The sequence below is a fragment of the Actinophytocola sp. genome (genome assembly GCF_009379765.1).
Lineage (GTDB): Bacteria > Actinomycetota > Actinomycetes > Mycobacteriales > Pseudonocardiaceae > Actinophytocola.
Genome location: NZ_WHTD01000010.1, coordinates 60,474 through 87,120, shown reverse-complemented (window position 1 = coordinate 87,120; position 26,647 = coordinate 60,474). Strand labels below are relative to the sequence as shown.

Sequence of the window (26,647 nt, the reverse complement as noted above, 5' to 3'; positions counted from 1 at the left end):
CGATCCTTCGCCCGCGAACAGAAACAGGCCGGTGGCCGCTTCCCCCGCCAAACCGACGAGTACAAGAAACCCCTCCCACCCAAAACCAAGATCATATTTTGGCGCCTGACAACAAGATCACCCTAAAGTTAGCGGCATTGAAGGCTATCCATGCTGACCCGACCCGTCTCAGCGATCACCACTTCCTACCCGTGAGTAATTGTCAAGAGGCGCTCGACGTGGAGCATCCGACGTTCGCTCCGTTGACGGTGATGATCTGCCATCGGTCGGGGGTGAAGGCAATTCGGCGGGCGTCGGCGTGTGACCGGCCACCGTCGCGGCGTTGCGAGGCGGCGGCCACTGAAATAATGCGTTGATATGCGTGCGACCGCACGTGCTCGTCATCGACCGCCTTGTCGATACCCACGTCGATGATGCCAGCGTCCGCGAGCAGCGCGGTCAGATCGGCGGGTAGTGTCATTGTCATCGCTGATCTCTTGGCGGCGGCTTTCCGCTCGGGTGCCGTACCTGCGTTTCGAACAGTGAGACCAGTGTGTCCGCCCCCGGTGTGAAGTCCGCGGTCCGGTCGATTCTGCGCAACGTGCGCGCCTGCTCGTCGGCGCCCGCCATCGGTTTGACCGCCATGGCCAGACCGGCGGCGCCCTCCGTGTCGAGATCGAGTGAGGCACGTGGGCGCCAAGTTTCCGCGGACTCATCGAGTTCACCGCCACAACCCGGTGGGCGACCCGATCGAGGCGCAGGCGGTGCCCGCGACCTAGCGTCGGATCGTCAGACACCCAGTATGTTGCGTTGCACGTCCTCGTTGTCACGTAGCCGATCCGACGGGGCGCTGGCGATGATCCGGCCTTCGGCGAGCAGGTAGCCGCGGGTGGAGATCTCCAGGGCGCGGTCGATGTCCTGCTCGACGAGCAGAACACTCACGCCACTCCGGTTGATGGTGGTGATGGCCTCGAAGACCTCGTCGACCACGATCGGGGCGAGGCCGAGCGACGGCTCGTCCAGCAGCAGCAGGCTCGGTCCAGTCATCAGGGCGCGGCCGATGGCCAGCATCTGCTGCTCTCCGCCCGACAAGCTGCCGGCCAGTTGCGTGGACCTGGCCGACAGTCGGGGGAACAGCTCGAACACCTCGGTCAGGATCTGCCGGTACCTGGCCCGGGCCGCGCGGCGGTAGGCACCGAGACAGAGGTTGTCGTACACCGACATGTCCCCGAAGATCCGGCGCCCTTCGGGGACGACCGCCACGCCGCGTGCGCAGACCCGGTGTGCCGGCAGGCCGACAATATCGACACCGCCGATGTCAATGTGGCCCCGGACCGAAGCGTGCAGGCCGGCAACCGACGCCACGAGCGTGGATTTCCCGGCGCCGTTGGGACCGATGAGGCTGACCGTCTCACCGGCGCCGACGTCGAGGGTGACGCCCCACAGTGCTTGCGCGTCGCCGTAGAACGCGTCCAGCTGCCTGATGTCAAGCATGTGCGCGCCTTCCCAGGTAGGCGGCGACGACAGCGGGGTCGGCCAACACGGTTTCCGGGTCGCCGTCGGCCAGGCACGACCCGCGGTCGAGCACGACGACTCGGGTGGACAGTGCTTTGACCACCCGCAGCAGGTGCTCGACGATGACGATGGACACGCCGGTGGCATGGATGCGGCGGATCACCGCGACCGCGTTGTCGATCTCCGCGGGGTTCAGCCCGGCCAGGGCCTCGTCGAGCAGCAGTACCTTCGGTGCGGTGGCCAGTGCTCGTGCCAGCTCCAGGAGCTGCCGCTGGTGCAGGTTGAGCGCGGACGGGTAGGCGTCGGCCAGCTGGTCGAGCCCGACCACGGCCAGGTGTTCGGCGGCGCCGCGGCGGGCGTGCGCAAGCTGTCCCGGCACCCGCCCGAACATGACGGCCATGGCCACGTTGTCCCGTACGTTCATCGACGCGAACGGCTGCGGGATCTGATAGGTGCGGGCCACGCCGGCGTGGGCGATCCGGTGTGGCGGCAGGGTTGTGGTGTCGCGGCCGGCGATGAGGATGCGGCCACTGGTCGGTCGCAGGCTCCCGGCGAGCAGGTTGACCAGGGTGGTCTTGCCCGAGCCGTTCGGTCCGACCAGGCCGACCAGTTCCCCCTCCCGGATCTCCAGGGTGAGGTCCACCACCGCACGCACGCCGCCGAAATGCCGGGTGAGATTTCGGCACTCCACCAGCACCGGACCGATCTCGTCCACAGGCGACGCTGGTTCCTCCTTTGTGGACGGCGCGGGTTCCGGTCGGGGCTGTGCCTCGACATGAGTACGCCGCCGTAGCGGCCACAGGGCGACCGCCGTGCCGGTGAGCATCCCGATCACGATCGCGTCCAGCGGCTCATCGACGACGCCGCCCGCCCACAGCACCGCGGTGACCGCGCCGAAGGCGGTCAGCGTGCTCGCCCACCGGGTCCGTACTCGCACGTAGAGCCCGTCGGGTGCCACTACGACCAGCACGACCAGCACGGCGCCCAGGACGATGAGCGGCCAGCCGGTGAGACCGAGGGCGGTGAGGCGATCCTGCAGCAGCACGACCAGCACCGCGCCGATCAGCGGCCCGGACCAGTGCGTGCGTCCACCGAGCACGCTCATCACGATCACGAACAGCGGTACGGTCAGGCCGAACACGCTCTCCACGGTGACGAATCCGATCTGCAGGGCGAAGAGACTGCCACCGACCCCACCGATCACCGCACTGGCCACGAGTGCCTGAAGCTTGTACCGGAAGGTCGCGACCCCCAGTGTCTCGGCGACGTCCTCGGCGTCCCGAATGGACGCCAGCGCCCGGCCGGATCGCGTGTGCACCATGACGAACGCCACTGCCACCGCGACGCCCGCGACGATCAGGCTGGCGAGGTACAGGAAGTCCTGGGGCAGGCCGAGCTGGGCGGGAAAGGGTGGAATGCTTACCGGGACCCCTTGGCCCCCGTCGATCGCGTTGTTGATCCGGGCCAGTGCGGCGAGGATGAACGGCACGGCAAGGGTGAGCAGGGCGAAGATCTCGCCGCGCAGGGATCGCAGCCGGAACGCGACGATGCCCATCCCGAGCGCGAGCACCGCGCACAGGAGAGCGGCGATCGCTACGGTCAGGTAGAAGTTGACCTCGTGCCGGCCGAAAAGCACTGCTGTCGTGTACGCCCCGACACCGACGTAGGCGGCCTGGCCGAAGCTGAAGTACCCGCTGTACCCGGACAGGATGTTCCAGCTCGTCGCCTGGTTGACCCAGAACAGCATGGTTGTCAGCAGCGCCAGGTACGAGACCGGGAAGCCCAGGGTCTCCCGGTACAACGACAGCATGGCCAGCGCCGCGACCGCGAGCACGATCCCCGCCAGTCCCCGCGGGATCATCGGAACGCCCTGCGTGCGAACAGTCCGTGCGGCCGCAGCAGCAGGGTCAGGACGATCACGGAGAACAGCACGAGTGGCGCGGCCGCGGGGGAGAGCAGCAACGACACCACGCCCGACAGCGCGCCGACCAGCAGGCCGGCGACGAGGGTGCCCATCAGATGGCCGATGCCGCCGAGGATCACCACGGCGAACACCGTGCCGAACCATTCGAACGCCGTGGTCGGGGTGAGCGCGTTGGCCAGCGCGAACAGCATGCCGGCGACCGCGGCGGTGGCACCGGAGACTCCGCCGAGCAGGACGCCCAGGCTGCGGTGGTTGATCCCGAACGCGGCCGCGATGGTGTGGTCCTGCGCGCTGGCGCGCATGGCCCGCCCGATGAACGTCCGTTGCAGGGCCAGGTGGGCGCCCGTGATGAGGGTGACCGCGATCAGGAACGCGAACAGCGTGGTGACCGGGAACACGAGGCGCCCAACGGAAACCGATGCCGTGGCGTACGGGTTGACCGCCGAGCTCATCCGCTGGAAATCGGCGCTCCAGACATTGCTCACCACCTGCACCGTGATGATGAGCAACCCGAAGCTGACCAGCAGCGAGTTGAGATCGGTGATGCCGAGCCGTTCGTAACCCCATTGCAGCGCTCCGCCGAGCACCGCCAGGCCCGGCACGGTGACGGCCAGCGTCAGGATGGGATCCACGTCCCACGCCGAGGCGAGCTGAAAGGTGAGGTAGGAGCTGATCAGGATCATGCCGAAGTGCGCCAGGTTGATGATCCGCAGCACGCCCCAGATCACCGAGACGCCGGCCGCCATCAGCGCGTAGAGGCCGCCGAGCAGCACTCCGGCCAGAGCCGCCTGGACAGTGCTCATCCCGGCTCAGGACGCCGGCCGGCGCAGCTGCGCGGCTGCCCGGTCGGTCGGCCACACGGTGACCCAATCGGAGTCCTGGATCTGCTTGATGGCCTGGGTGGGCGGCCAGAAGTTGTTGACCTCCGGGTCGAACGTGAGGTCCCCGTTGAAGGTCGTGGTCGCGCCGTTGGCGTGCAGCTCGTCGCACAGCGCCTGCTGGTCGAGTCCGCCGCTGCCCTCGACCGCGGCGGCGAGGATCTCCCAGGCCGTCCACGACGCAGCGGCCTGCGTCTCGAACACCGTGTAGGGGAGGTCCGCCGCCTCCGCTCGGCTCTGGAACTCGTCGACGATCTCGGTCGCCTCCGGGCCGAGCTTATCCAGAGTGGACTTGTTGGGTTCGAAGATGGTGACGGACAGCAGACCGTCGGCGGTGGCGCCGAGGCCCAGCGGCGGGCCGGGCGCGGGGAACAGGCTGAACATGAGTGGCGGCGTGTAGTTCAGCTGTGCCATCGCCTGCAGCAGGTTGACCGGGTCGACGCCGAGGCCGTTGTTGATGACGAGGTCGGGTGCGGCGTCGCGCACCTGAGTGGCGATCGGGGCCCAGTCGGTGGTCGTCGGTGGGTAGCGGACCTCGGCGACGACGTCCAGTCCGCGTTGCGTGGCGATGGACACCGCGCCGGTCCGGTCGGCGTCGGACCCGTAGGAGATGAAGTCGGTCGAACCGTTCTGGTTGGTCACGATGGCGACCTTGGTGGGTGGGTTCGGCAGGCTGGCGACCGCGTCGAACAGTTGGTCGGGGACGAACTTGTTGGGCTCGGGTCCGATCGACCAGCCGGGAAACTGGCACTCGTAGTCCATCAGCGGGGCCAGCACGGAGGTGTGCTGCGGCATGGTGAAGCCGTGCCGCAGCGCCACCGCCATCGCCGAGAGGATGTTCGGCGTCGCGTACGGACCGATGATGAGGTCGACCTGGTCCTGGCTGATCAACTGCTCGTAGAGGGTACTGACCTTCGCCTGGTCCGACTCGTCGTCCCGGACCACCCACCGCACCTCGCGGCCGAGCAGACCGCCGTCGGCGTTGAGCCGGTCGACGAACAGCTTTCCGGCAAGCTCGTGAATGGCGCCGGTCGCGGCGAACGCGCCGGACAGCGACAGCGTCGAGCCGACCACGATCGGCTCGTCGGTGTCGGCGGGCGCGCCGCTGTCACGTCCAGACTTCGTCTCGCAGGCCGTGCTGAGCCCGATCAGCGCCACGATTGCCACGAGTACGGAACCACGACGTCCCATGCCTCAGTTCACCTCGCCGGTGTTGTGAACGGTCTTGGCACGACCCGGGTAGTTGTCGCGGCAAGTGTATGCATTGACTTTGCCGATGTGCAATGATTTCGGGACCGCTTCTCCAATGTGGACGCAAATGCGGTCACCGTCATGGCGCCCCGGCCCGCACGAGTTCTGCGGCCGAACAACGGGCGTCAGCTGGACGGTCGCGTCGAAGCTGCCGCCTTCCAGCAGCGATCCGCTGGGGTGGCGGTGGTCCTGCCGGTGCGCACATCCCACAGCCGGATGGTTCGGTCGTAGCCGCCACTGGCCAGGGTGTGGCCGTCGGGGCTGAACGCCACATCTTCGACCGCGTCGGCGTGGCCGCGCAGGGTGCGCCGCGGGGCGTTACATCCACGGCGATCCCTCGCACCGACGAGGATGTCGGTACCGCTGCGCACCCGGTTGGCTCGCTTCAAGGCACCGAGGAGCGAGGCGTTCGGCGAGTTGCCGAAGACCCTCCACCGGAAAGATCCAGAAGTTCCTCGTGCCGAGCGTGCTTGGGCGGGCCGGGTACACCGAATCCACTGAGGACACTCCAGGAACCTGCAACCCTCGCCGACCGACCCGGTCCGGCTCAGCCACACCTACGCGTGCTTTCCCAGCGGGGTCACCGCGCTCTGCGCGCTGACCGGCCGGCGGGCATCGCCGCCAGCTCGTTCACCCAGGTCTCGCCCCTGGCATCGGTCTGCGTCCAGAAGACGTCGACGACCTGGCCACGCTGCCCCGGGTCGGCGTCAGCGTGCTGGCCGAGGGGCAGGACGACATCTGCCGCTCGCTCGCCGGACCCGGCGACCGCTTCCGGAACGTCGCGTGGGCGCGGACCGACGGGGGAGCGGTCCTCGTCGACGGCGCATTCCGTCACGGCGTCCACGAGATGAGTCCTGCAGGGACCGGCCCGCCGCCGTGCCGCGGACCCCACGGCGACGAGGGTTGTCGGCGTGAGATGGCCAGGGCAGCGGCGAACGCGAGTACGGCGATGCCGGCGAAGGTGAGGAACGCGAGCACAAATCCGCCTTCGGTTGGTGGTGATGTGGTGGTGGCACTGGTGCTCGCCAGAAGGGCGGCGCTCAGCTGGGCGCCGATCGCCCCCCGACGGTGCGCGGGATGGTGTTGACGCCGGCCCTCTGTGCTACTTCGTCCTGGTGGTGACATCGGTGCGCTCGGTCAAGCCTTGGGCCTCTCCGATGCTGACCAGTTCCGTGCGGATGGTTTAGCGGGTGGCTTCTTCGCGTGTGACGGCGGCGGCGACGGCGGTGCGCGAGGAGACGTCGAGCTTGATGCAGATGTGGCGGACGTGGGTTTCCACGGTGCGGTCGCTGAGCAGGAGTTGCTGGGCGATCTGGCGGTTGGTCCGGCCCTGGGCCACCAGTCGGGCAACCTGAGTTTCGCGTTTGGTGAGCGCCCCGATGCCCGGGGGGTTGTCCGGTGAGTCGTGTCTGATGGCGCGGTGCCCGGCTCGGCGCTGGGTGTGGATCGCCTTGTCGGTATGCCGGTGGGCGTCGAGTTCGGTGAAGATTTGTTGTGCCTGCCGGGTGTATGCCAGGCCGTGTTGGCGGTCGCCGGTGGAGATGAGTGCCCGGCCGACCGCGAGGTGGGCGCGGCCGACGAAGAACTGCGCGTTGATGCCGGCGAAGGTGTCGAGTGCGGCGAGCGCGAACTGCGCGGCTGGCTGCGGTTGGTTGGCGGCGATGAGGACTCTGGCGCGGAGCAGCTGTGCCATCCCGGCCCGGTGGCGTGCGTCTGGTCCGAGCTGGGACACGGCGTGATCCATCCGGTCGGCCCAGGCCAGTGCGGCGGTGGTGTCGCCCCGGGCGACCTCGGCGTGGGCCAGTGACTCGTAGAAGTGGGATCGGTTCGCCGGGTCGATCGACTCCAGTCGCGGTCCACCACCGGCGCGCAGCATCTGTTTGATGCATTGGGTCGGGTCGGTTCCGGCGGCGAGCCGCGCTTGGGCGAGCAGGATGCCGGCGCTGGCCGCCCACCAGTCCGACGAGCGACCGGCGGCGTTGACGGCCCGGGTGCCGGCGTCCAGCGCGGTGTCCAGGTCGGCCAGGTGGGTCGCCGCGAGGCATTGCAGGGTGTAGGCCATGGTGCGCAGTTCGTCGCTGGTGGACAACTCGGCTGCCTCCACGGCGTCCGCTGCCCATTCGGCGGACTCGGTGAACCGTCCGGTTTGGGCGTGCGCCTGGGATATGCCCACCATGACATAGGTTGCCAGGTGCCCTTGGCCGGTGGCGTGGATCAAGGTCAGGACCCGTTCGAAGCGGTTGATGGCAAGGTCGAAACGCTCGAGGAATACTTCGGCCCAGGCGAGCCAGACGGCCGCATCCAGGCGCCGGGCGAGCTCGGTGGTGGGCAACGCGTCGACCAGCAAGGTGGCGGTGTCGAGTTGGCTGCGTGCGAGGGAGTACCGGCCGGTGGCATAGCTGGCGAAGGCCCTGACCGCGGCGGCGGCCGCCTTGAGTGCGCGGTCCGCGGTCGCCTCGGCGGCCGCGATTGCGGCGCGGATGTCCGCTTCGTCGGGGGTGAAGTCGCCGGCGAGCAGTCCACCGGTGACCAGCTCGAGCCGGATCGAGCAGGCGACATCAGCGTGTTCCTGTTGGTCGAGCCGGTCGAGTTCGCCGAGCAGGACCGCGCGGGCCTGGGCGTAGTTGCCGAGGAGTCGGTCGACCGTGGCAGCGAGGGTCGCGGCCTCGGCTCGGCTCTCAGGCTGGGTGTCGGGTAGCTCGGCCAGCAGTATGTGCGCGATCTGGCGTCCGTCGCGAAGCCGGCCGAGCAGGACCAGCGCTCGGGCGAGGGTGAGCGTTCGTTCCAGGCGCTCGCCTGCGTTGTCCGAGTTGGTCGGTAGCAAGCGCAGTGACTCTTCCAGCAGCCAAGCGCAGGTAGCGGGCGCCTGCCACAGCGTCGCCCGCGCCGCATCGGACAGCAACCGTGAGGCGACGACATCGCCGTAGGCGGCGGAACGTGCCACGTGACTGGCGCGCAGCAGGGGCGCCGCGCCGTGGCGCTGCATGGCGGCGGCCGCCCGGCGATGAGCGTCGCGGCGTCTGCCGGGTGGCATCGAGGTGTAGACGATGCGGCGTAACAGTGGATGGCGGAAGCGGAACCGTGGCAGCGAGCCATCCTGCCGAACGAGGTCGCGGTCGATCAGCTCGTCGACGATCCTCACCACATCGCCGTCGTCCACATGGGCGATCGTGGCGACGAGCCCGTAGTCGAACGGATCGCCGGCCACGGCGGCGGCCTGGACGACGGTCAGTGCGTCGGCCGGTAGGCGGTGGACCTCGGACCGCAATGCGGCATGCACGGCAGGGGGCAGGTCCTCGTCCTCTCCGCGAGCCCGGCGCTGCGGCTGGCTGGCCGCATGCCGCAGCGCCTTGAGAAACAGCGGGTTGCCGGCGCTTTCGCGAAGCAGCGACTCGCGAGCCGCCCTGCTCAGGCCCGGTCCGATGAGCTGGCAGCTCTCCTGGCCGGACAGGGGGCCGAGGCGCAACTGGTGGACCAGCCCGGCCGTGCCGCTGTGAACCGCTTCCTCCACCCGGTGGTCGACCTGACGCGGTCGGTATCCCAGCGCCAGCACGATCCGCCCCGGTGGCGGCCGGCGTAGCAGGTACCCGACCAGCTCGATCAGCGCGGCATCGGCCCAATGCACGTCGTCGAGCACCACGACCAGACCTCGCGGCGCGGCCAGCTCCGCCAGCACGGTTCGGATCGTGCGGTGCAGCCCGAACCACACCGATCCGCCGACGCCGGCGGTCTGCGGCTCCGCGGACGCGGTGGTAAGACTCCGCAGCAGTTCAGACGCCTCGCGCTCGGCTCGACCCGAGCCGGACGCCCGAGTCCGCAACCAGTCGTCGAGCGCCTCGACCAACGCACCGAACGGAAGGTGTTGCTCGAACTCGGTGGCTACACCGCTGATCACCAGGAGCCCCTGGCGGCCGGCGTCCGCTCGGAGCTCGGTCAGCAGCCGGGTCTTGCCTATCCCCGGGTCGCCGATCACGGCAAGGACGGCCGGCGTGGCCCGCTCGGTCGTCGCCCCGATGCCGGTGAGCACGCGCCGCACCGTGGCGAGTTCCTCGGCCCGTCCGACCAGCGCGTCAGGGTCGAATGGAACAGCGGGCATACCGACACCATCCGGGGTGCGTGATCAATCGGGACAGGTGCACCGGCGACGACCGGCCTCACCACGACGCCAGAGATTTTCCCACCAGACGTGAGACACCGCCATCCCGACCTTACCGCCCATTGGTGCAGACATTGCGGCTGAATGGTCTTGCACGCGGTCCCCCGAATGTACGGGTTTTCCCGGATGTGCTCCGGTCTCGTGGTCTGCCATGTTGACGTCGGCGCCCTGGCGAGCGAGCGGGCGGTTGGTTGGGCGGGGGCACCAGTGAACGGTTCAGCGGGAACGGCGGAGCAGGTGATCTCGCTGCCGCAGGGGGGTGGCGCGGTCAAGGGGCTCGGCGAGAAGTTCGGCCCCGATCCGCACACCGGCACCGGCAACGTGTCCATACCGATCGCGATCCCGGCCGGCCGCAACGGGTTGCAGCCGGAGCTGGTGCTGTCGTACAGCACGGGCAACGGCAACGGTCCGCTCGGCCTCGGTTGGGCGCTGGGGGTCCCCGGCGTCGCCCGGTCGACGGCCAAGGGCGTGCCGCTCGGTGACGACGCCCGCGACCGGTTCGTGCTCTCCGGCGCGGAGGACCTCGTGCCGGTTCCCGGTGGCGACGTCGACGTGCAGCGGTACCGACCACGAACGGAAGGGCTCTTCGCCCGGATCGAGCACCGCCGCGGTGCTGGCGACTACTGGTCGGTGGCCGGGCGGGACGGTTTGGTCAGCGTCTACGGCACACCACGTCCACCGAACGCCGACGCGGGCTGGCGTGATCCGGCCGCGGTCACCGATCCGACGGATCCGCGCCGGGTGTTCGCCTGGCGGCTGACCCGAACCACCGACCCGTTCGGCAACACCGTCGAGTACGCCTACGAGCGCGACCCCGTCCAGCAGGACGGACCACACCACTGGGACCAGCTCTACCTGGCCGAGATCCGCTACACCGACCAGGCCGACCCGGCGAGCTTCCTGGTCACCGTCACGTTCCAGCACGAGCCGCGACCCGATCCGTTCGCCGACTACCGGGCCGGGTTCGAGATCCGCACGGTCCGGCGCTGCACCGGCATCGAGGTCGCGACCCACGCCGGGCCGGAGCGGCGCTGGCGCAGTTATCACCTCGGCTACCTCGACCTTGATCAGGCCGGGCCCGGCAACGGTGTCTCGATGCTGGGCGAGATTCGGGTGCAGGGGCACGACGGCGAGCTGTCCGAGTGGCTGCCGCCGGTGTCGTTCGACTACACCCGGTTCGAGCCGGACCGGCGTGACCTGCGCCCGGTGACCGGCACCGACCTGCCCGCCAACGTGCTGGGCGCGCCAGGCTTCGAGCTGATCGACGTCACCGGCAACGGGCTGCCGGACCTGGTGGAGCTGAACGGCGCCGCTCGCGTCTGGGCCAACGAGGGCGAGGGCCGGTTCGGGCTGCCGCGGCCGATGGCCGACGCGCCGAGTGCTCGGCTCACCGATCCCGGGGTGCAGCTCATCGACGCCAACGGCGACGGCCGGATCGACCTGCTGGTCAGCACCGAGCAGATGTCGGGCTACTACCCGATGCGGTACGGCGGGCTGTGGGATCGCCGGTCGTTTCGCCGGTACCGCACGGCACCGAGCTTCGACCTGGGCGACCCCGCGGTCCGGCTGGTCGACCTGGACGGCGACGGGGTGACCGACGCGATCCGCTCCGGAACCAGGCTGGAGTGCTTCTTCAACGACCCGGAGACCGGCTGGGGCGAGGTGCGTTGGCAGGCACGGCAGGCGGCCGAGGTGTTCCCGGACGTTGACTTCGCCGACCCGCGGGTGCGGTGGTCGGACATGTCCGGGGATGGTCTGACCGACGTCGTGCTGGTGACCGACGGCGGGATCTGTTACTGGCCCGCGCTCGGCCACGGTGAGTTCGGCGCCCGGATCCAGATGGTGGGCAGCCCGCGGTTCCCCGCCGGCCACGACCCGCGGCGGGTGCTGCTCGGCGACGTGGACGGCGACGGCCTGGCCGACCTCGTCTACGTCGAGGACACCAAGGTCACGTTGTGGCTCAACCAGTCCGGTAACGGATGGAGCGACCCCATCGAGATCACCGGCACGCCGCCGGTCTCGGATCTTGGCGATGTGCGGATCACCGACCTGCTCGGCACCGGCGTCGGCGGGGTGCTGTGGTCCGGCGACGGCGGTGCCGGCCGGTCGATGTTCTTCCTGGACTTCACCGGTGGCGTCAAGCCGTACCTGATGTCCGGAATGGACAATCACCTCGGCGCGGTCACCCGCGTCGACTACGCGCCGTCGACCCGGTGCTACCTCACCGACCAGCGGCATCGGTCGACCAGGTGGCAGACGCCGCTGCCGTTTCCGGTGCAGGTGGTGGCCAAGGTCGTGTCGATCGACGCGATCTCGGGTGGCCGGCTGACCACCGAGTACTCCTACCGCCACGGCTACTGGGACGGCGCGGAGCGCGAGTTCCGCGGCTTCGGACGGGTCGACCAGCGCGACACCGAGGAGTCCGCGACGCCCGGGGTCGCGTTCTCCCCGCCGGTCGAGTCCAGAACCTGGTTCCACGAGGGACCGGTCGGCGACGAGTTCGGCGACTGGGCGGAGTGCGACTTCACCGGGGAGTTCTGGGCCGGTGATCCGGCGATGCTGTCCCGGTCGCCCGACCTGGACGCGCTGCTGTCGTCGTTGCCGCGGCGCGCGCGCCGGGACGCGCTGCGGGCGCTGCGCGGGCGGGTACTGCGCACCGAGCTGTACACAGTGGACGGAACGGATCGGCCGTACACGGTCACCGAGCACGGCTACGGCGTGCGCGAGGTCGACCCGCCGACCGCCGGCGAGGACCGGTCGCGGGTATTCTTCCCTTTCGCGGTCGCAGAGCGGTCCACCCAGTGGGAACGCGGCAGCGAGCCGATGACCCGGTTCGGGTTCACCGGCGACTATGACGCCTACGGCCAGCCTCGGTCGGCGGTGGACATCGCGGTGCCGAGGGGGCGCGACCCTCGGGTGGCCGGCCCGGCCGCCGAGCCGTACCTGGCGACCCAGGTGGTCACCGAGTACGCCCAGCGCGACGACGCGGAGCGGTACTGCGTCGACCGGGTGGCCAGGTCCACCAGCTTCGAGATCGTCAACGACGGCAGCACCTCGGCGGCCGCGTTGCGTGCCGCCGTCGAGGTCGGCCAGGCGCAGCGCCGGCTGTTCGGCCAGACGCGCAACTTCTACGACGGGCCGGCGTTCGTCGGTCTGCCGCTCAGCCAGCTCGGCGACCATGGCGCGCCGGTGCGCACCGAGCAGCTGGTGCTCACCGAGGACGTGCTCGCCGGCGACGTGCCGCCCTACCTGGTGCCGGGTCCGGCGAGCTGGCCGGCCGAGTACCGGCAGGAGTTCCGGGACCGGCTGGCGCCGCTCGCCGGGTATGTGTTCCATCCGGGCGGCGCCGATCCCCGCGACGTCCGCGGCTGGTTCACGGTCGCCAGCCGGCGCGCCTACGACGTGCAGCTCATCGGCACCGGCCGTGGCCTGGTGCTGGCCACCCGCGACCCGTTCGGTGCCGAGACCGCCATCGAGTACGACGAGTACGACCTGCTGCCGGTGTCGGTCACCGACCCGGTCGGCCTGACCCAGTTGGCCACCTACGACTACCGGGTGCTCGCTCCGCTGGAGGTCACCGACCCGAACGGGAACCGCACCCGCTACGTCCACACCCCGCTGGGACTGCTGGCGTCGACGGCCGTCATGGGCAAGGAGGGCGAGGACGTCGGGGACGCCGCCGAGGTGCCTGGCGCCCGGCTGGTCTACGACCTGCACGCCTTCGCCGAGCGCGGCCAGCCGGCGTCGGTGCGCACGATCCGCCGCGAGCAGCACGTCACCGATCTCACCGTGCCCGCGCCGGACCGGGACGCGACCATCGAGACCGTCGAGTACTCCGACGGTTTCGGGCGGCTGCTGCAGACCCGCACCCAGGCCGAGGACGTGCTGTTCGGCGATCCCGACTTCGGCGGCGGAGTGCTGTCGCCGGACCAGGCGACCGGGTCGGGCGGTGAGGTCGCCGGCCGGGAACGCGGTGCCGCGGACCCGCAGAACGTGGTGGTCAGCGGCTGGCAGCTCTACGACAACAAGGGCCGCGTGGTGGAGAAGTACGAGCCGTTCTTCGACACCGGGTGGGATTATCGGCCGCCGGCCGGCGCGCAGCTAGGCCAGCGGGTCCGGATGTTCTACGACCCCCGCGGTCAGGTGATCCGCACGGTCAACCCGGACGGCTCCGAGCAGCGCGTCCTCTACGGCGTCCCGGCAGACCTGACCAACCCGGCGGTGTTCGCCGCCACCCCGTGGGAGGTCTACACCTACGACGCCAACGACAACGCCGGCCGCACCCATCAGGCGGCCTCGTTGGGCTACGCGCACCACTGGGACACCCCGGCCAGCGCGGTGATCGACGCGCTCGGCCGCACCGTCGAGACGGTGGAGCGCAACCGGGACGACGCGTCGAGCCCGATTGTCGAGCATCGCACCCGGACCAGCTACGACATTCGCGGCAACCCGCTCGTGGTGACCGACACGCTCGGCCGGGATGCCTTCACCTACACCTACGACCTCGCCAACAGTCCACTGAGGACTATCAACATCGACGCCGGCGAGCGCAGGGGTGTCCTGGACGCCGCCGGAGGCCCGGTCGAGCAGCGGGACAGCAAGGGCGCGCTGACGCTGTACGCCTACGACGTGCTGCACCGTCCGGACTGGACCTGGGCCCGCGACGGCCTCGGGCAGCCGGTCACCCTGCGCGAGCTCGTCGAGTACGGCGACGAGGGCGATCACGACGCGAACCGGCTGGCCAACCGGCTGGGCCGGCCGCACCGCCACTTCGACGAGGCAGGGTTGCTCACGTTCGACCGCTACGACTTCAAGGGCAACGTCGCCGAGAAGGCCCGGCGGGTTGTTCGCGACTCGGCGATCCTCTCGGTGTTCGACCCACCGCCGCCCGACTGGCAGGTACCCCCGTTCCAGCTCGACTGGACACCGCCGGCCGACGTGGAAACCCTGCTGGAGCCGGACGGTCACCACACGACGCTGACCTACGACGCGCTGAACCGCGTCACCACCGCGCGGTGCCCGCAGGACGTTTCCGGCGCGCGCAAGGAACTGCGGCCGCATTACAACCGCGCCGGCGCACTGGAGAGCGTCACACTGGACGGCGAGATCTTTGTCGAGCGGATCGCGCACGACGCCAAGGGCCAGCGAACCCTGATCGCCTACGGCAACGGGGTGCTCACCCGGCACGCCTACGACCCGCGCACGTTCCGCCTGGTGCGCATGCGCACCGAGCGGTACGCGGTGGCGGTGCCACTGGTGTACCAGCCGACCGGCGTGCCGCTGCAGGAGCTCGGCTACGACTACGACCTGGCCGGCAACATCACCGCGATCCACGACCGCACGCCGGGCAGCGGCGTGCCCAACACCCCGCTCGGCGTCGACGCCCTCGACCGGATCTTCGGCTACGACGCGCTCTACCGGCTGCGCTCCGCCACCGGCCGGGAGTCCGACGTCCCGCCACCCGCCCCGCCGTGGCAGGACACGCCCAAACCGCAGGACGTGAACCTGACCCGGGCATACACCGAGCGGTACGGCTACGACCTGGCCGGCAACGTGGCGACCCTCGGCCACCAGACCACGGGTGGCGGCTTCCTGCGTGAGTTCGACATGGTGGCCGGCAACAACCGGCTCAACACCATGACCAGCGGTCAGACCACCGCGGGCTACGCCTACGACGTCAACGGCAACCTGCTGCGGGAGACCTCCTCCCGCCACTTCGACTGGGACCGCGCCGACCGGATGCGGGTCTACCGCACCCAAGTCGGCAACACCGAGCCGTCGGTGCACGCCCACTACCTGTACGACGCGGCCGGCCAGCGGGTGAAGAAGCTCATCCGCAAACAGGGCGGCCGGGTCGAGGTCACCGTCTACATCGACGGCGCCTTCGAATATCAGCGCGTCGTCACGGCCGGCTCGACCGTCGAGAACAACACGCTGCACGTCATGGACGACCAGTCCCGCATCGCCACCGTCCGAATCGGACAGCCGTTCCCCGACGACACCACCCCGGCCGTGAAATACCACCTCGGCGACCACCTCGGCAGCAGCTCGTTAGTGGTCGACGGCGCCGGCGGATGGATCAACCGCGAGGAGTACACCCCGTACGGCGAAACCAGCTTCGGCAGCTTCGCATACAAGCGTTACCGCTTCACCGGCAAGGAACGCGACGAAGAAAGCGGCCTCACCTACCACAGCGCCCGCTACTACGCCCCCTGGCTAGACAGATGGATGAGCACGGATCCGGCCGGCGCTGTTGACGGTATGAATCTCTATCGGTACGCACGTTCAGCTCCCATGTCATGGCGTGATCCAAACGGATTGCAGAGCAGCGAAGCCGACGAACCAGTACTTGAGTCCGTCGACCAGCACGCCGTTCGCGAGGTCGAAGGTCAAGTTTCCCTGCCACGTGAGCCGAGCGAGGCGCCACCAGCCTCCGAGATCATGGATCAGCAGCCGTCAGTGGTCCCAGCGAGTCAAGAGGCCTCCGTTACCCTCACGCCCGAATGGGTTACGCAGATGGAGTCCGAGTCCGTGGAGACGGTTTCTAGTCTCCAGATGTTGGAAGAGCAGGACGTGGGCCAACAGGTCGAGCAATCAGCGGAGGAGCAAGCGTGGAAGTTGACCGGGATAGGTGGTGCGCCGAATTCTCATGAGCCATCTTACAGTTTCTTGGAAGCACCTCGCAGGATTACTGAGCTGAGTGGACCTGAGCTGCAAGACTTGGGTGAGCTCTGGAGGACGTCGCCTGATCCGTGGATCGCGCATGGCGGAATCAAATTGGAAGGAAGCATCGTCGTGGTCAGCGGATCCGTCGAGGTAGGCGCTACCTTTGATGGGTCTCTCCCAGGCGCGTATGCAAGCGCCGGTGCGAATACTGGCGTCTCGCTGCCATCCATCGGGCCTGCGATCAATATCGGAGCCACCCGCGAAAGCGCATTTAGCGGCCTCTCGCAGACTATTGGCATAGGCGCATTCGGTCTGAACTTCTCCCTGGCCAAATCCAAGGATTCTCAAGGTGTGCACTATTCGCCGATGCAGGTCTTGGCTAGCCCTGACGCGTGGGCATTCAGCTTCAGCGGGAACGGTTCTGGGGGAATCTCTCCAGGAATCTCTCCACTGGGTAGTTCCTACACATGGCACGGGAAGAGCAAAGAGTAACCGGCGAATCAATTGACAGGAAGATTCGATTTCTTAACGTCCCTGAAGTAGAGGCTGGCGTTCGCCGATCGTGACAACGCAGCAGGATGAGGAATCATGAGTGAACTAGAGGTGGGTGCGGCCGCTGCGGCGTTTGTCGTTCGTGGATCGGTGAGCGGTGCTGATGGGATCGATCCTGCGGAACTGGTGGCGCGGGCGTTCGATCTGGATCTACGGTCCGAAGAGCGGTTGGGTGAGACACAAGTCGGGGAGCGTGGCGAGTACGAGATCACCTACACCCGTGAGGCGTTCGCGCGGTCGGAGCATGCGAGCGCCGATCTGGTGGTGCGGGTGTACGGCGAGCGGGATGAGCTGCTCGGTGCCTCGAGGACGCTGTTCAACGCGCCGCCCCGGGCGACCATCGACCTCGTGCTCGACTCGCCGAACGGCCGGCTTTCCGAGTACGAGCGGAACCTGGCGACGGTCACTCCGCTGCTGGACGGGGCACAGCTCGCCGAGCTGACCGACGCCGACGTGCGGTTCCTGGCCGGCGACACCGGGATCGAGGCGGCACAGCTGCGCACGCTGTCCGACGCCACGGCCTTCGGCGCCGAGCACGAGCTGCCCGTCGAGGCGGGATACGGCTGGGGGCGGCTGGACTACCCGCTCGTGCTCGACGAGCTGCTCGGCTACCCGGTGGGGGAACTGCGGGCCGCGCTGGTCCGGGCGATCGGCCGCACCATCATCCCGGCCGGCATCGAGGATCAGCTCGACGCGATCGAGGCCCGGCTGCTCGAGCTCGGCGTCAGGCTGGACGAGCCGGACCCGGACACCGAGACCACGCCCGTCGTCGGCCGGCTGGTCACCGAGCGGGACGGCACGCCGCTGGCCGGGTTCACCGTGCACGGCATGGACCCAGCCGCCCGGGTACAGCCAGCCGACCTCGGCACCGACGCCACCGACCACCGCGGCTACTTCGGCCTGGCCACGATCCCGTGGCCCGACCCGGACCAGCAGAGCAGGATCGTCCACCTGGAGATCGACGACCCTGACGGCGAGCGCGTGCTGGCGACCGAGGTCCAGGTCGGGCGCGAGCCAACCGTGCACGAGATCAGGGTGCCGGTGGAGCCGCCGTCGGACGAGCCGCCGGCTCCGCACGTGGCCGAGATCGTGCAACGGTTCGGGATCGACGTGCCGGCGGGGCTGCTCGACCGGCTGCGGGAACGTGGCCTGCACACGCTTACCGATCTGCGCCGGGCCGGCGGTCTGGCCAACATCGAGGACCTCGACGTCGATCTCGACGATCAGGGAGTGCGCGCGCTGGAGGGACACACCAGCCTCGCCGCGATCTCCCCGGACCCGGAGCACAACGCCGGCCTCATCGAACGCGGCTTCGCCGGGGTGCGGCAGATCGCCACCACCACCCGCGCCAGGTTCGTCACCGCCGCCGGCGACATCAATGGCGACATGTGGGCGGCGCGCACCTACGTCGCGGCGGCGAGCCACGCCAAGATGGTCGACAACGTGCTGGCCGGCGCGCTGGCCGAGGTGGTCATCAAGGGCGACAGCGACAAGGTCCCCTACAAGATCCCGCAGCTGCTGCTCGGGCACTTCGCCGGAACCGGCTGCCACTGCGACGACTGCCAGGCGGCGACCAGCCCGCTCGCCTACCTCGCCGACCTGCTCAACTACGCCAAGGAGCACCTCGAGCACCTCGGCGGTGGCCAGACCACGCTGACCCTGCTCACCTCGGTGTTCCACCAGCCGTTCGGCAAGCTGCCGACCGCGTGCGAGGAGATGGACCGCAAGGTCCGCCAGGTCCGGCTGTGCGTCGAGGTGCTGCGCGGCTACCTGAAGGCGCATCCCTCGGCCCACCCGATCAAGAAGGCGTTGCTCGCGAAGAGGATCCGCGACTACCTGGTCGACGCCTACGCCGCGTTGCTGACCGGAATCGGCACCTCCTACGAGGAGATCAGGCTGGCCAGGACGGCGAAGCGGGAGGACCGTGCCGCGTTGGCCGACCGGCTCGGCATCGACCTGGCGGGCGCCCGGCCGGATGAGCTCGACCAGTTGCTCCTCGACGTCAACGCCAGCCCGTCGGAGCTCACCGAACAGGCGCTGCAGCAGCGCTTCGGCCTGGTCGACACCACCGTCGCCCAGCCGGCGCCAGAGCCGGACGCCGAGTTCCGCGACTGGCGGCTGAGCCATCTCCGCACGGTGTGGCAAGCGCAGGACCGGCCACCGGACCGGTTCGATACCCACCCGTCGCCGGCCTTCCCGGCGACCGAGCTGCGGCCGGTCATCGACCCGGACCTGGTCGGCCCGGACGACCTGCGCCACCCCGGGCCCGGCGCGGCACCGTTCGACCTGTGGCTGAAACGTCGGGACTGGACCGACGACCGGCTCACCGCGACTCGCGCGCTGCTCGGCGATCCGGCCGACCTCACCCAGGCATTCGCCGCCATGTACCAACTGGTCAGCTACAACGCCCAGCAGGGGCCGGTCACCGAGACGCCGTGGGCGGCGAACACCCAGCCGGACGAGTTCGCGGCACTGGACGAGCAGCTTCGCGACGGCGAGAACGTCGAGGAGATCACCGAGCGGCTCGCCACCGACCTGAGGCTCGGCGTCGAGGCGTTCGGCCGGCTGGTGACCGTGTGGGCGCTGCTGGACAACGGAGAACCGGCCGCCCCGGAAGACCTGTCCGCCGTCGTGGACATCCTGGTCCAAGCACAGAAGGACGCCTTCAACCAGCCGTGGCGAACCGAGGAACACGCTCTCGATGTGCTGCTCGAACCTGCCGAGTTCTGGGTCTCGCTGACCGAGCCGCAGCTCGGCACCTGGCCGCCGGAGTTCCCGGCCGGGACGCCGTTGATCGACCCTGAGCGGGACAAGCTCACCGACCTGCCCGACATCGCCGCCACTGGCCGGGGCGCCGAGCTCTGGCAGGAGCGGGTCGAGCGGCTGGCAGAGATCACCGAGGCACTGCGGGCGGAGCGGAAGGCCGGCGACTACCCTGGCATGCTGCTGCTGGCCCTCGGCTCGCCCGGCCAGACCGCCGACCAGCTGCTGGCCGTTCTGCTTGCCCTGCAGGGCGATCTGGCCAGCACCGATCCGGCGACGGTGGCGGCGGCGACCGAGACCATCCAGACTGACTTTGGACTGTCCATTGAGGACTTCCAGTTCCTGCTCGCGGTGCACGCGCGCACCCAGAGCAGCGACCCGGACGCCCAGCCGACCGCCGAGGAGTGGGCCCGGGTGGAGACCGCGCTCACCTCAGCGCAGAAACAACGCAAGGAGTACCCGGTCTGGGTCACCGCCGAGCAGCACGCGACAACCGGCGTCACCTACTGGCAGGCACGCAAGGCCGCGCTCCCCGAGTGGCGGCCCGGCGCGGCCGGCAGGGCGCAATGGCAACAGGCGCTGGCGACCCGCAGCGAGCCGCCCATCATCGATCCCGACCTGATCGGCCCGAAGGATCTCGAGCACCCCGCCTCCGGTCTCGTCTACCAGACGTGGAAGTCCCGCCACGACACGGTGAACGACTGGATCGCCGAACTGGAGGCCGAGGGCGAAACACTGGCCGCGTTGCAGTCCATCGTGCTGTCCACGCTCGGCGTCCCACTCGATGATCTGTCCACATTGGATGAATCACACGCGGCGGGCGAGGATGTCGTGCCGCGGCTGGACCAGTTCCCCCTGCCGTTCCCGGCGTTCCGGCGGCTGATCGGAGTCGCCAACCTGCTCACCGCGCAGGCTCCGGTGCTGGCCGACGAGTGGGAAGAGGTGCGTTCGATCCTCGTCCAGGCGCGTAAGCGGCGGCTGGCCACCCGGTGGCGGGAGGACGAGCGGACGCTCGGCCTCGCGCTCGGCCCCGACGAGTTCCACCTTCCGGAGATCGACCCGACGGTGTTCCCGCCACCGGAACCGGACGAGCTGCCAGCCTGGCGGGCCACCACGCAGGCCCGCAACAGCTGGCGGGACACCCTGCTGTCCCGCATCGAGCATGAGCAGACCACGGTCACCGCGCTGGCCGACATGGTGAGCGCGGTCGAGGAGCAGACCCTGCCAGCGCTGCGCGACGCCCTGATGGGCGCCATCGACGCGCCACCTGGCTACCCAGGGGAGAAGGCCACCTGGCTGACCAAGCGGCTGCTCATCGACACGAAGGCCGGCGGTTGCCAGCTCACCACCCGGATCGCCCAGGCCATCGAGACAATCCAGGGTGTGCTGTTCGCCGCTCGCATCGGTGAGCTCTCCGAGGTCTACCCGGACCTGGAACTGGACGCCGACCACTTCGACACCGAGTGGGAGACGCTTGGCTCCTACGCCACCTGGCGCGGTGCCATGCTGGTACACCTGTACCCCGAGTTGGTGCTCGCGCCCAGCCTGCGGCCGCGCGCCACCCCGGCGTTCCTCGACCTGGTCAAGGACACCCGGGACGGCCACTTCACCCCCGAGCGGGCCTGCGCGGCCGCCCGCGCCTACAGCGACTACCTCAAAGATGTGGCGACCCTCGACGTGCAGGTCTCGTGCGAGGCGAGCACCCGGATGACCAAAGGCGGTGCCTGCGCCAAGACCGACGCCGGCTACCCCGACCTGCTGCACATGTACGCCATCGCCAAGGACAGCCGGCAGGCGTACTGGTCCACCTACGACCCGCCGCCGCCGATCGTCATGTCCGACCCCGACGCCGGGTACCGCCAGTCGTTCTGGGACACCATTCCCGGACTGGAGCAGTGCGACCGCCTCATCGGTTCCGCCCCGTACAAGATTCCCGACAGCAACGAACGGCATATCTACCTGTTCGCCATCACCCACGAGAAGGGCGTGCGGAAGCTGGTCTTCACCCGCTTCGACCTCGAAGGCGGCTTCTGGGACGAGGAGCCGACCGAGCTGGAGCTGCCGGAGGGCGCGACCCAGTTCGGCGCCGTGGTGATGCAGACTTACTACGACACGGCGGCACCACTGGTGGCGATCCGGGTACCGAGCGGCGCCATCTACTGGCGCCGGCTCGACGTCTCCGGCAGCGGCTGGCGGGAGGGCGACTGGCAGGTCGTCGTCGGCAGCAGCAAGGGCAAGGACTTCGCGGAGGTCCTGGCGCTGGTCCAGCGGCCGGCGGTGGGCGGCTTTCCGACGAGGTTTCTGTTCGTGCGAACCAACACCGACCAGATCCACTTCCGAGTGGTGGACAAGCTCACCGACGGCGTCTGGCACACCCATGGTCTCGCCGGCTTTCGAGGGCTGCTGCACGCGGAGAACTTCGGCTTCGCCTACACCTACGCGGCCGGCGCCAGTACCCGATACATGGACGTGGTCGCCCTCCCCGATCAAGACGGAGAATGGGCCACTCTGGGCGAGCTCGAGCAGTGGCTGGTTGACAACCTCGGGATGAGTCTCCGACAGATTCCGGTACCCGCGATGGGGTACATCTCCGCCACAACACTGCTCGACCTGTTGGCGACAACCTTCGACGACCCGCTGTTGCAGCATTTTCAGCACCTCCTCCGCGGATTCCTGCCGGACTCGACTGCGGACGACCTCACCACGCTGTACCTCGTCGCTATGAAGATGGACGCCCTGCTGACGCTGTACAGCAAGATCAAGGACGCCGACTCCAACGAGGACGGCGAGTACGGCCCGTGGAAGCATGCCTTCGACATCATCGGCCAAGCCACGATGGGGTCGTCGCAGCTGACCAGGGCGTTGTGGCGGCTGGTCATCGTCGGCCAGTCGGTGACGTTCCGGCGATGGGACATGAGCCGCACAGCCGGCGGCGCGCTGCCAGCGGTGGGCAGGCTGGCCGCCGCGAGCCGGGACAGCACAGACAGCATCGGCATCAACGCCTGGCGGCAGCGCGTCTACCAGGGCGTCGGCGGCTATCACGGGCCGCGGCGCAGGGCCATCCGGTACAAGGACGGCGGTTATCAGGTCCACGGCGACTTCTGGCGAACCGCACCACTGTTGAGCGGCCCGTTCGAGATCCCCAACCACTTGTCCAGCGCCGATCTCCAGGCGCGGCGAGAAGCGATCGAGGACGCCTGGGTCCCCAACGCGGCACCGGGCTCGCCGCGGTCGAACCTGACCTATCTGGAGGAGGCCTACTACTTCATCCCAGTGCACCTCGCCGCCCAGCTCACCGGGGAGCATGTCGCGGCGCTGGACTGGCTGCGGACCGTGTACGACTACGCGGCTCCCCAAGACGACCGCAAGATCTATCACGGGCTGCGCACCGAAAGTGAGATCGACACGGAGGGCCAGTACGACCGCCGCGCCGACTGGCTGCTGGATCCGCTCAACCCGCACGCCATCGCCGGCACCAGGAAAGACGCCTACACCCGGTACACCATCCTGACGATCGTCAACCTGTTGCTCGACTTCGCCGACTCGGAGTTCACCATCGACACCCCGGAGTCGGTGCCGCGGGCCCGCGGCCTGTACCAGCTCGCGCTCGACCTGCTCGCTTCGCCGGAGCTGGCGCGGACCGTGCCGGGTTGCGCTGAGGTGATCGGCAGCCTGGAGATCGAGATCAACGATCCACATTGGACCTGGGTGGTCACGGTGTTCAAGAAGGGCATGTCCGAGATCACCGGTCAGGCCGTGCTGGCCGACACGATCGCGAAGGTCCAGCAGGCCGTCGGCGCCGAGGCGTCGTGGGACGTCCGCTTCACCAACGCACAGCAGATCATCGCCGCGGCCAAGACCCCGCCGGCCGCCGTGACGGTCGGCGCCGTGCTGGACAAGAGAACGCAACTCGCCGACCGGCTGCACGCGGCCACGCTGAGCTGGACCGCGGTGGACGCTGCCGCGCGGCGCGTGGCGTCCTCGGCCGGCCGGCAGCTGGTGAACACGGTCTCGTTCATCTCCGGCGTCACCGCGCAGACGTTGGTCGACGAGCCGGTGAGCCTGCCCTGGTTGCGGGAACGGGCGAGCGTGGCGCCGGCCCCCACCGACACCCGTCGCTGGCCAGCCGCTCGGATACCGCGCGGCGCTGGTACAACCCGATTGCGCCGACCCAGCTCAGCCAGTTGGTCAAGACGGCCGTGGCGCGGCCGTTGACGGTGACCAAGGTCCTGTATGACCACCATGTCTGGACGGGCTTCCTGCCGACACCCGCGCCGACGTTCTGCATCCCGCCCAACCCGATCCTCAAAGCGTTGCGGCTGCGCGCCGAACTCAACCTGTACAAAATCCGCACCTGCCGCAACATCGAGGGAATGAGCCGGCAGCTGGAGCCCTACGCCGCGTCGACCGACACCGAGAGCGGCCTGCCGTTCATCGGCGCCGGCGGCCAACTCGTGGTGCCCGGTGCGGTCACGCTGCGGCCCACCCAGTACCGCTACCCGGTGCTGGTCGAGCGGGCCAAACAACTCGTCGGCCTGGCCCAGCAGGTGGAGGCACTCTTCTTCGCCGCCCTGCAGGGGGAGGACGCCGAGCGGTACACGCTGCTGCGGGCGAAGCAGGACCTCGGCATGGCTCGTGCCGGGGTGCAGTTGCAGCGGCTGCGGGTCACCGAGGCCGGCGAGGGCGTCACGCTCGCCGAGCTGCAGGAGGAACGCGCCCAGATCTCGGTCGATTACTTCACCGAGCTGCTGGAGGAGCCGATCAGCATGCTGGAGGCCGCGAGCCTGGGTCTTCTTCAGGAATCCATCCGGTTCTCCCTCGAGGCGGCGGTGGGCGCCGCGATTCCGAACATCATCGGCGGCATGTCCGTCGCCTCGATTATCGACTTCGCCGGCATTCACGCACAGGTCGCGCAGGCCCTGTCGACCCAGTCGCAGATGCTGGGCACGATGGCCGACTACGAGCGGCGTGCGCAGGGATGGGAGTACGACAAGTCGCTCGCCGAGCAGGACGTCAAGATCGGCCGGCAGCAGGTCAAGATCGCCCAGGCGCACGAGCGGGTCGTCGTCCAGGAGCAGGCCATTTCCGAGCTGCAGCAGGACAATGCCGAGGCCACGATCGACTTCCTGACCACCAAGTTCACCGGCGTCGAGCTATGGAGCTTCATGGTCCGCGAGCTGGAGCGGGTGTACGCCTACCTGCTGCGGCACGCCACCGCGGTGGCCAAGCTGGCCGAGAACCAGCTCGCCTTCGAGCGCCAACAGCTGCCGCCGGTGATCATCCAGGCCGACTACTGGACCGCGCCTGCGGCCAGCGGCCTCGGCGAGGAGGGGCCGGACCGCCGCGGGCTCACCGGCTCGGCCCGGCTGCTGGCCGACCTGACCGGCCTGGACCAATACGCGTTCGAGACCACTACCCGCAAGCTGCAGTTGACCAGGACGGTCTCGCTCGCCGCGCTGGCCCCCGCCGAGTTCCAACGGTTCCGGCAGACCGGCGTCATGGGCTTCACCACCACGCTGCGGGACCTCGACCTCGAGTTCCCCGGGCACTATCTGCGGCTGATCCACCGGGTGCGCACCACCTTCGTCGCCCTGATACCGCCCACGCAGGGCGTCAGGGCCACCCTGTCGGCCGCCGGCACCTCCCGGGTGGTCGTGGGCGGCAACGTCTTCCAGACCGTGACCGCGTACCACGGGCCACAGTCGATCGCGTTCACCGCACCACGCGACGCCACCGGCGTGTTCGAGCTGAATCCGCAACCGGAACTGCTGGCACCGTTCGAGGGCATCGGCATGGAGGCCGGCTGGGAGCTGCGCCTGCCCAAGGCGGCGAACATTGGAATCGACTATGGCACCATCGCCGACGTACTCGTCACCTTCGAGTACACGGCGCTGAACAGCTTCGACTACCGGCAACAGGTGCTCCAGGAACTGCCCACGAGATACAGCGGGGATCGCCCGTACAGCTTCCGGCACCAGCTCGCCGACCAGTGGTTCGACCTACACAACCCGGACCAGACCGACGCCCCGATGACCGTGCGCTTCCAGACGAGGCGCGAGGACTTTCCGCCGAACCTCGAGGAGCTCAAGATCGCCCAGGTCGCGCTGTACTTCGCACAGGCCGACGAACCAGCATCCGAGATCACCGGCGCCACCCTCCGCTTCACCGAGCAGGGCGGCACCACCCCGGCTGGCGGCGGCGCCACCACCAGCGGCGGAGTGGCGAGCACGCTCAAGGGCAACGCCGGCGCATGGATGGCCATCCTCGGCAAGAAACCGGTCGGCACTTGGGAGCTGAAGCTGCCGAACACCGAGGAGGTCAGAAAGCGTTTCAAGGACGAGCAGATCGAGGACATCCTGTTCGTGACCACATTCGCCGGCCAACTTCCGGATTGGCCGTCCTGACCCAGCCACGTAGGCCCGACATGGCAACGTCGACGTGGCCGCCGTCCGAACGACGATGGTGCTCTCACCGGTTGGGGAGGACGCCGTCGCCGGCTGCGTCGACTCCCATACTCGCTGCGGTGGGTGGGTTCTTGTCGGACCGATATCGCCTGTCACGCGCGTCTGCGTGTCCTGGCAGCAGGTCGGTGTCGGCGAGCACCGCGCCGGCCGCCGCGGCCCGGTCATCCGCGGCGGTCTGGCCGGCCTCCGCTCATCGGTCCGGTGTCGCGATCAGTCCGAATAGGTCATCCGTTCGCGCTGTGGACTCGCAGGACCCGCAGTCCTCGCCTTACGCAGCGCAAATCAGGTCGCCTGTCGAGTGCGCGGAGGCGGCGGCGAGCCGGCGGAACTGATGGAACCACTCCTTGGGTCTTCGAGCGGCTGGTGGCCGTCGGCGACGTCGCCGAGAACGGCTGGACCTGTCGCGGGGCGAGTCCGCCGAGTCGCTCGTCGGCCGTGTCGATTACCGGGGTGAACAGGTCGGTGATGGAGAACCCTGTGATCAGAGCTCGCGGTGGCG

The 26,647-nt window shown here is 69.0% G+C and carries 10 protein-coding genes and 1 pseudogene; 4 read left to right on the top strand and 7 right to left on the bottom strand.

Annotated features, from left to right (window positions below):
• Positions 1 to 202: 202 nt before the first annotated feature.
• The 6 genes from GEV28_RS04985 to GEV28_RS04960 form a co-directional block, all read right to left on the bottom strand.
• Positions 203 to 460: a hypothetical protein gene (locus GEV28_RS04985; RefSeq protein ID WP_291409042.1), complete on the bottom strand. Its 258-nt coding sequence runs from the start codon at positions 458 to 460 to the stop codon at positions 203 to 205.
• Positions 461 to 768: 308 nt separating this feature from the next.
• Complete coding sequence (locus tag GEV28_RS04980) at positions 769 to 1,473, bottom strand: ABC transporter ATP-binding protein (RefSeq protein ID WP_291409040.1); 705 nt, start codon at positions 1,471 to 1,473, stop codon at positions 769 to 771.
• On the bottom strand, positions 1,466 to 3,355 hold the full coding sequence (locus GEV28_RS04975) for a branched-chain amino acid ABC transporter ATP-binding protein/permease (RefSeq protein WP_291409038.1): 1,890 nt from the start codon (positions 3,353 to 3,355) through the stop codon (positions 1,466 to 1,468). The genes GEV28_RS04980 and GEV28_RS04975 overlap by 8 nt, the downstream gene beginning before the upstream one ends.
• On the bottom strand, positions 3,352 to 4,221 hold the full coding sequence (locus GEV28_RS04970; protein WP_291409037.1) for a branched-chain amino acid ABC transporter permease: 870 nt from the start codon (positions 4,219 to 4,221) through the stop codon (positions 3,352 to 3,354). The genes GEV28_RS04975 and GEV28_RS04970 overlap by 4 nt, the downstream gene beginning before the upstream one ends.
• A gap of 6 nt (positions 4,222 to 4,227) precedes the next feature.
• Positions 4,228 to 5,487 carry an amino acid ABC transporter substrate-binding protein gene (locus GEV28_RS04965; RefSeq protein WP_291409035.1) on the bottom strand — a complete coding sequence of 420 codons (1,260 nt, stop codon included), beginning with the start codon at positions 5,485 to 5,487 and terminating at the stop codon, positions 4,228 to 4,230.
• Between the two features lie 185 nt (positions 5,488 to 5,672).
• Positions 5,673 to 5,918, bottom strand: coding sequence for a WD40 repeat domain-containing protein (locus GEV28_RS04960; protein WP_291409033.1), 246 nt, complete (start codon positions 5,916 to 5,918; stop codon positions 5,673 to 5,675).
• A gap of 145 nt (positions 5,919 to 6,063) precedes the next feature.
• On the opposite strand from GEV28_RS04960, the pseudogene GEV28_RS04955 reads away from it, so the two are divergent.
• Positions 6,064 to 6,373 (top strand): annotated as a pseudogene (locus tag GEV28_RS04955) (flavin reductase family protein); the annotation flags it as partial.
• A 357-nt stretch (positions 6,374 to 6,730) separates the two neighbouring features.
• Here GEV28_RS04955 and GEV28_RS04950 read toward each other — a convergent pair.
• The gene (locus GEV28_RS04950; protein ID WP_291409031.1) at positions 6,731 to 9,643 is read right to left on the bottom strand and encodes an AAA family ATPase; all 2,913 of its coding nucleotides are present in this window, start codon (positions 9,641 to 9,643) and stop codon (positions 6,731 to 6,733) included.
• Between the two features lie 267 nt (positions 9,644 to 9,910).
• Here GEV28_RS04950 and GEV28_RS04945 point away from each other — a divergent pair, with 267 nt between their 5' ends.
• From GEV28_RS04945 to GEV28_RS04935, 3 genes are all read left to right on the top strand, one after another.
• Positions 9,911 to 16,861 carry a SpvB/TcaC N-terminal domain-containing protein gene (locus GEV28_RS04945; RefSeq protein ID WP_291409029.1) on the top strand — a complete coding sequence of 2,317 codons (6,951 nt, stop codon included), beginning with the start codon at positions 9,911 to 9,913 and terminating at the stop codon, positions 16,859 to 16,861.
• A gap of 228 nt (positions 16,862 to 17,089) precedes the next feature.
• Positions 17,090 to 23,899, top strand: a complete 6,810-nt coding sequence (locus tag GEV28_RS04940) for a neuraminidase-like domain-containing protein (RefSeq protein WP_291409027.1) — start codon at positions 17,090 to 17,092, stop codon at positions 23,897 to 23,899.
• Positions 23,869 to 26,088 (top strand): hypothetical protein, encoded by a 2,220-nt coding sequence (locus GEV28_RS04935; RefSeq protein ID WP_291409025.1) that lies wholly within the window; start codon positions 23,869 to 23,871, stop codon positions 26,086 to 26,088. Before GEV28_RS04940 ends, GEV28_RS04935 begins: the two co-directional genes overlap by 31 nt.
• Positions 26,089 to 26,647: the final 559 nt, after the last annotated feature.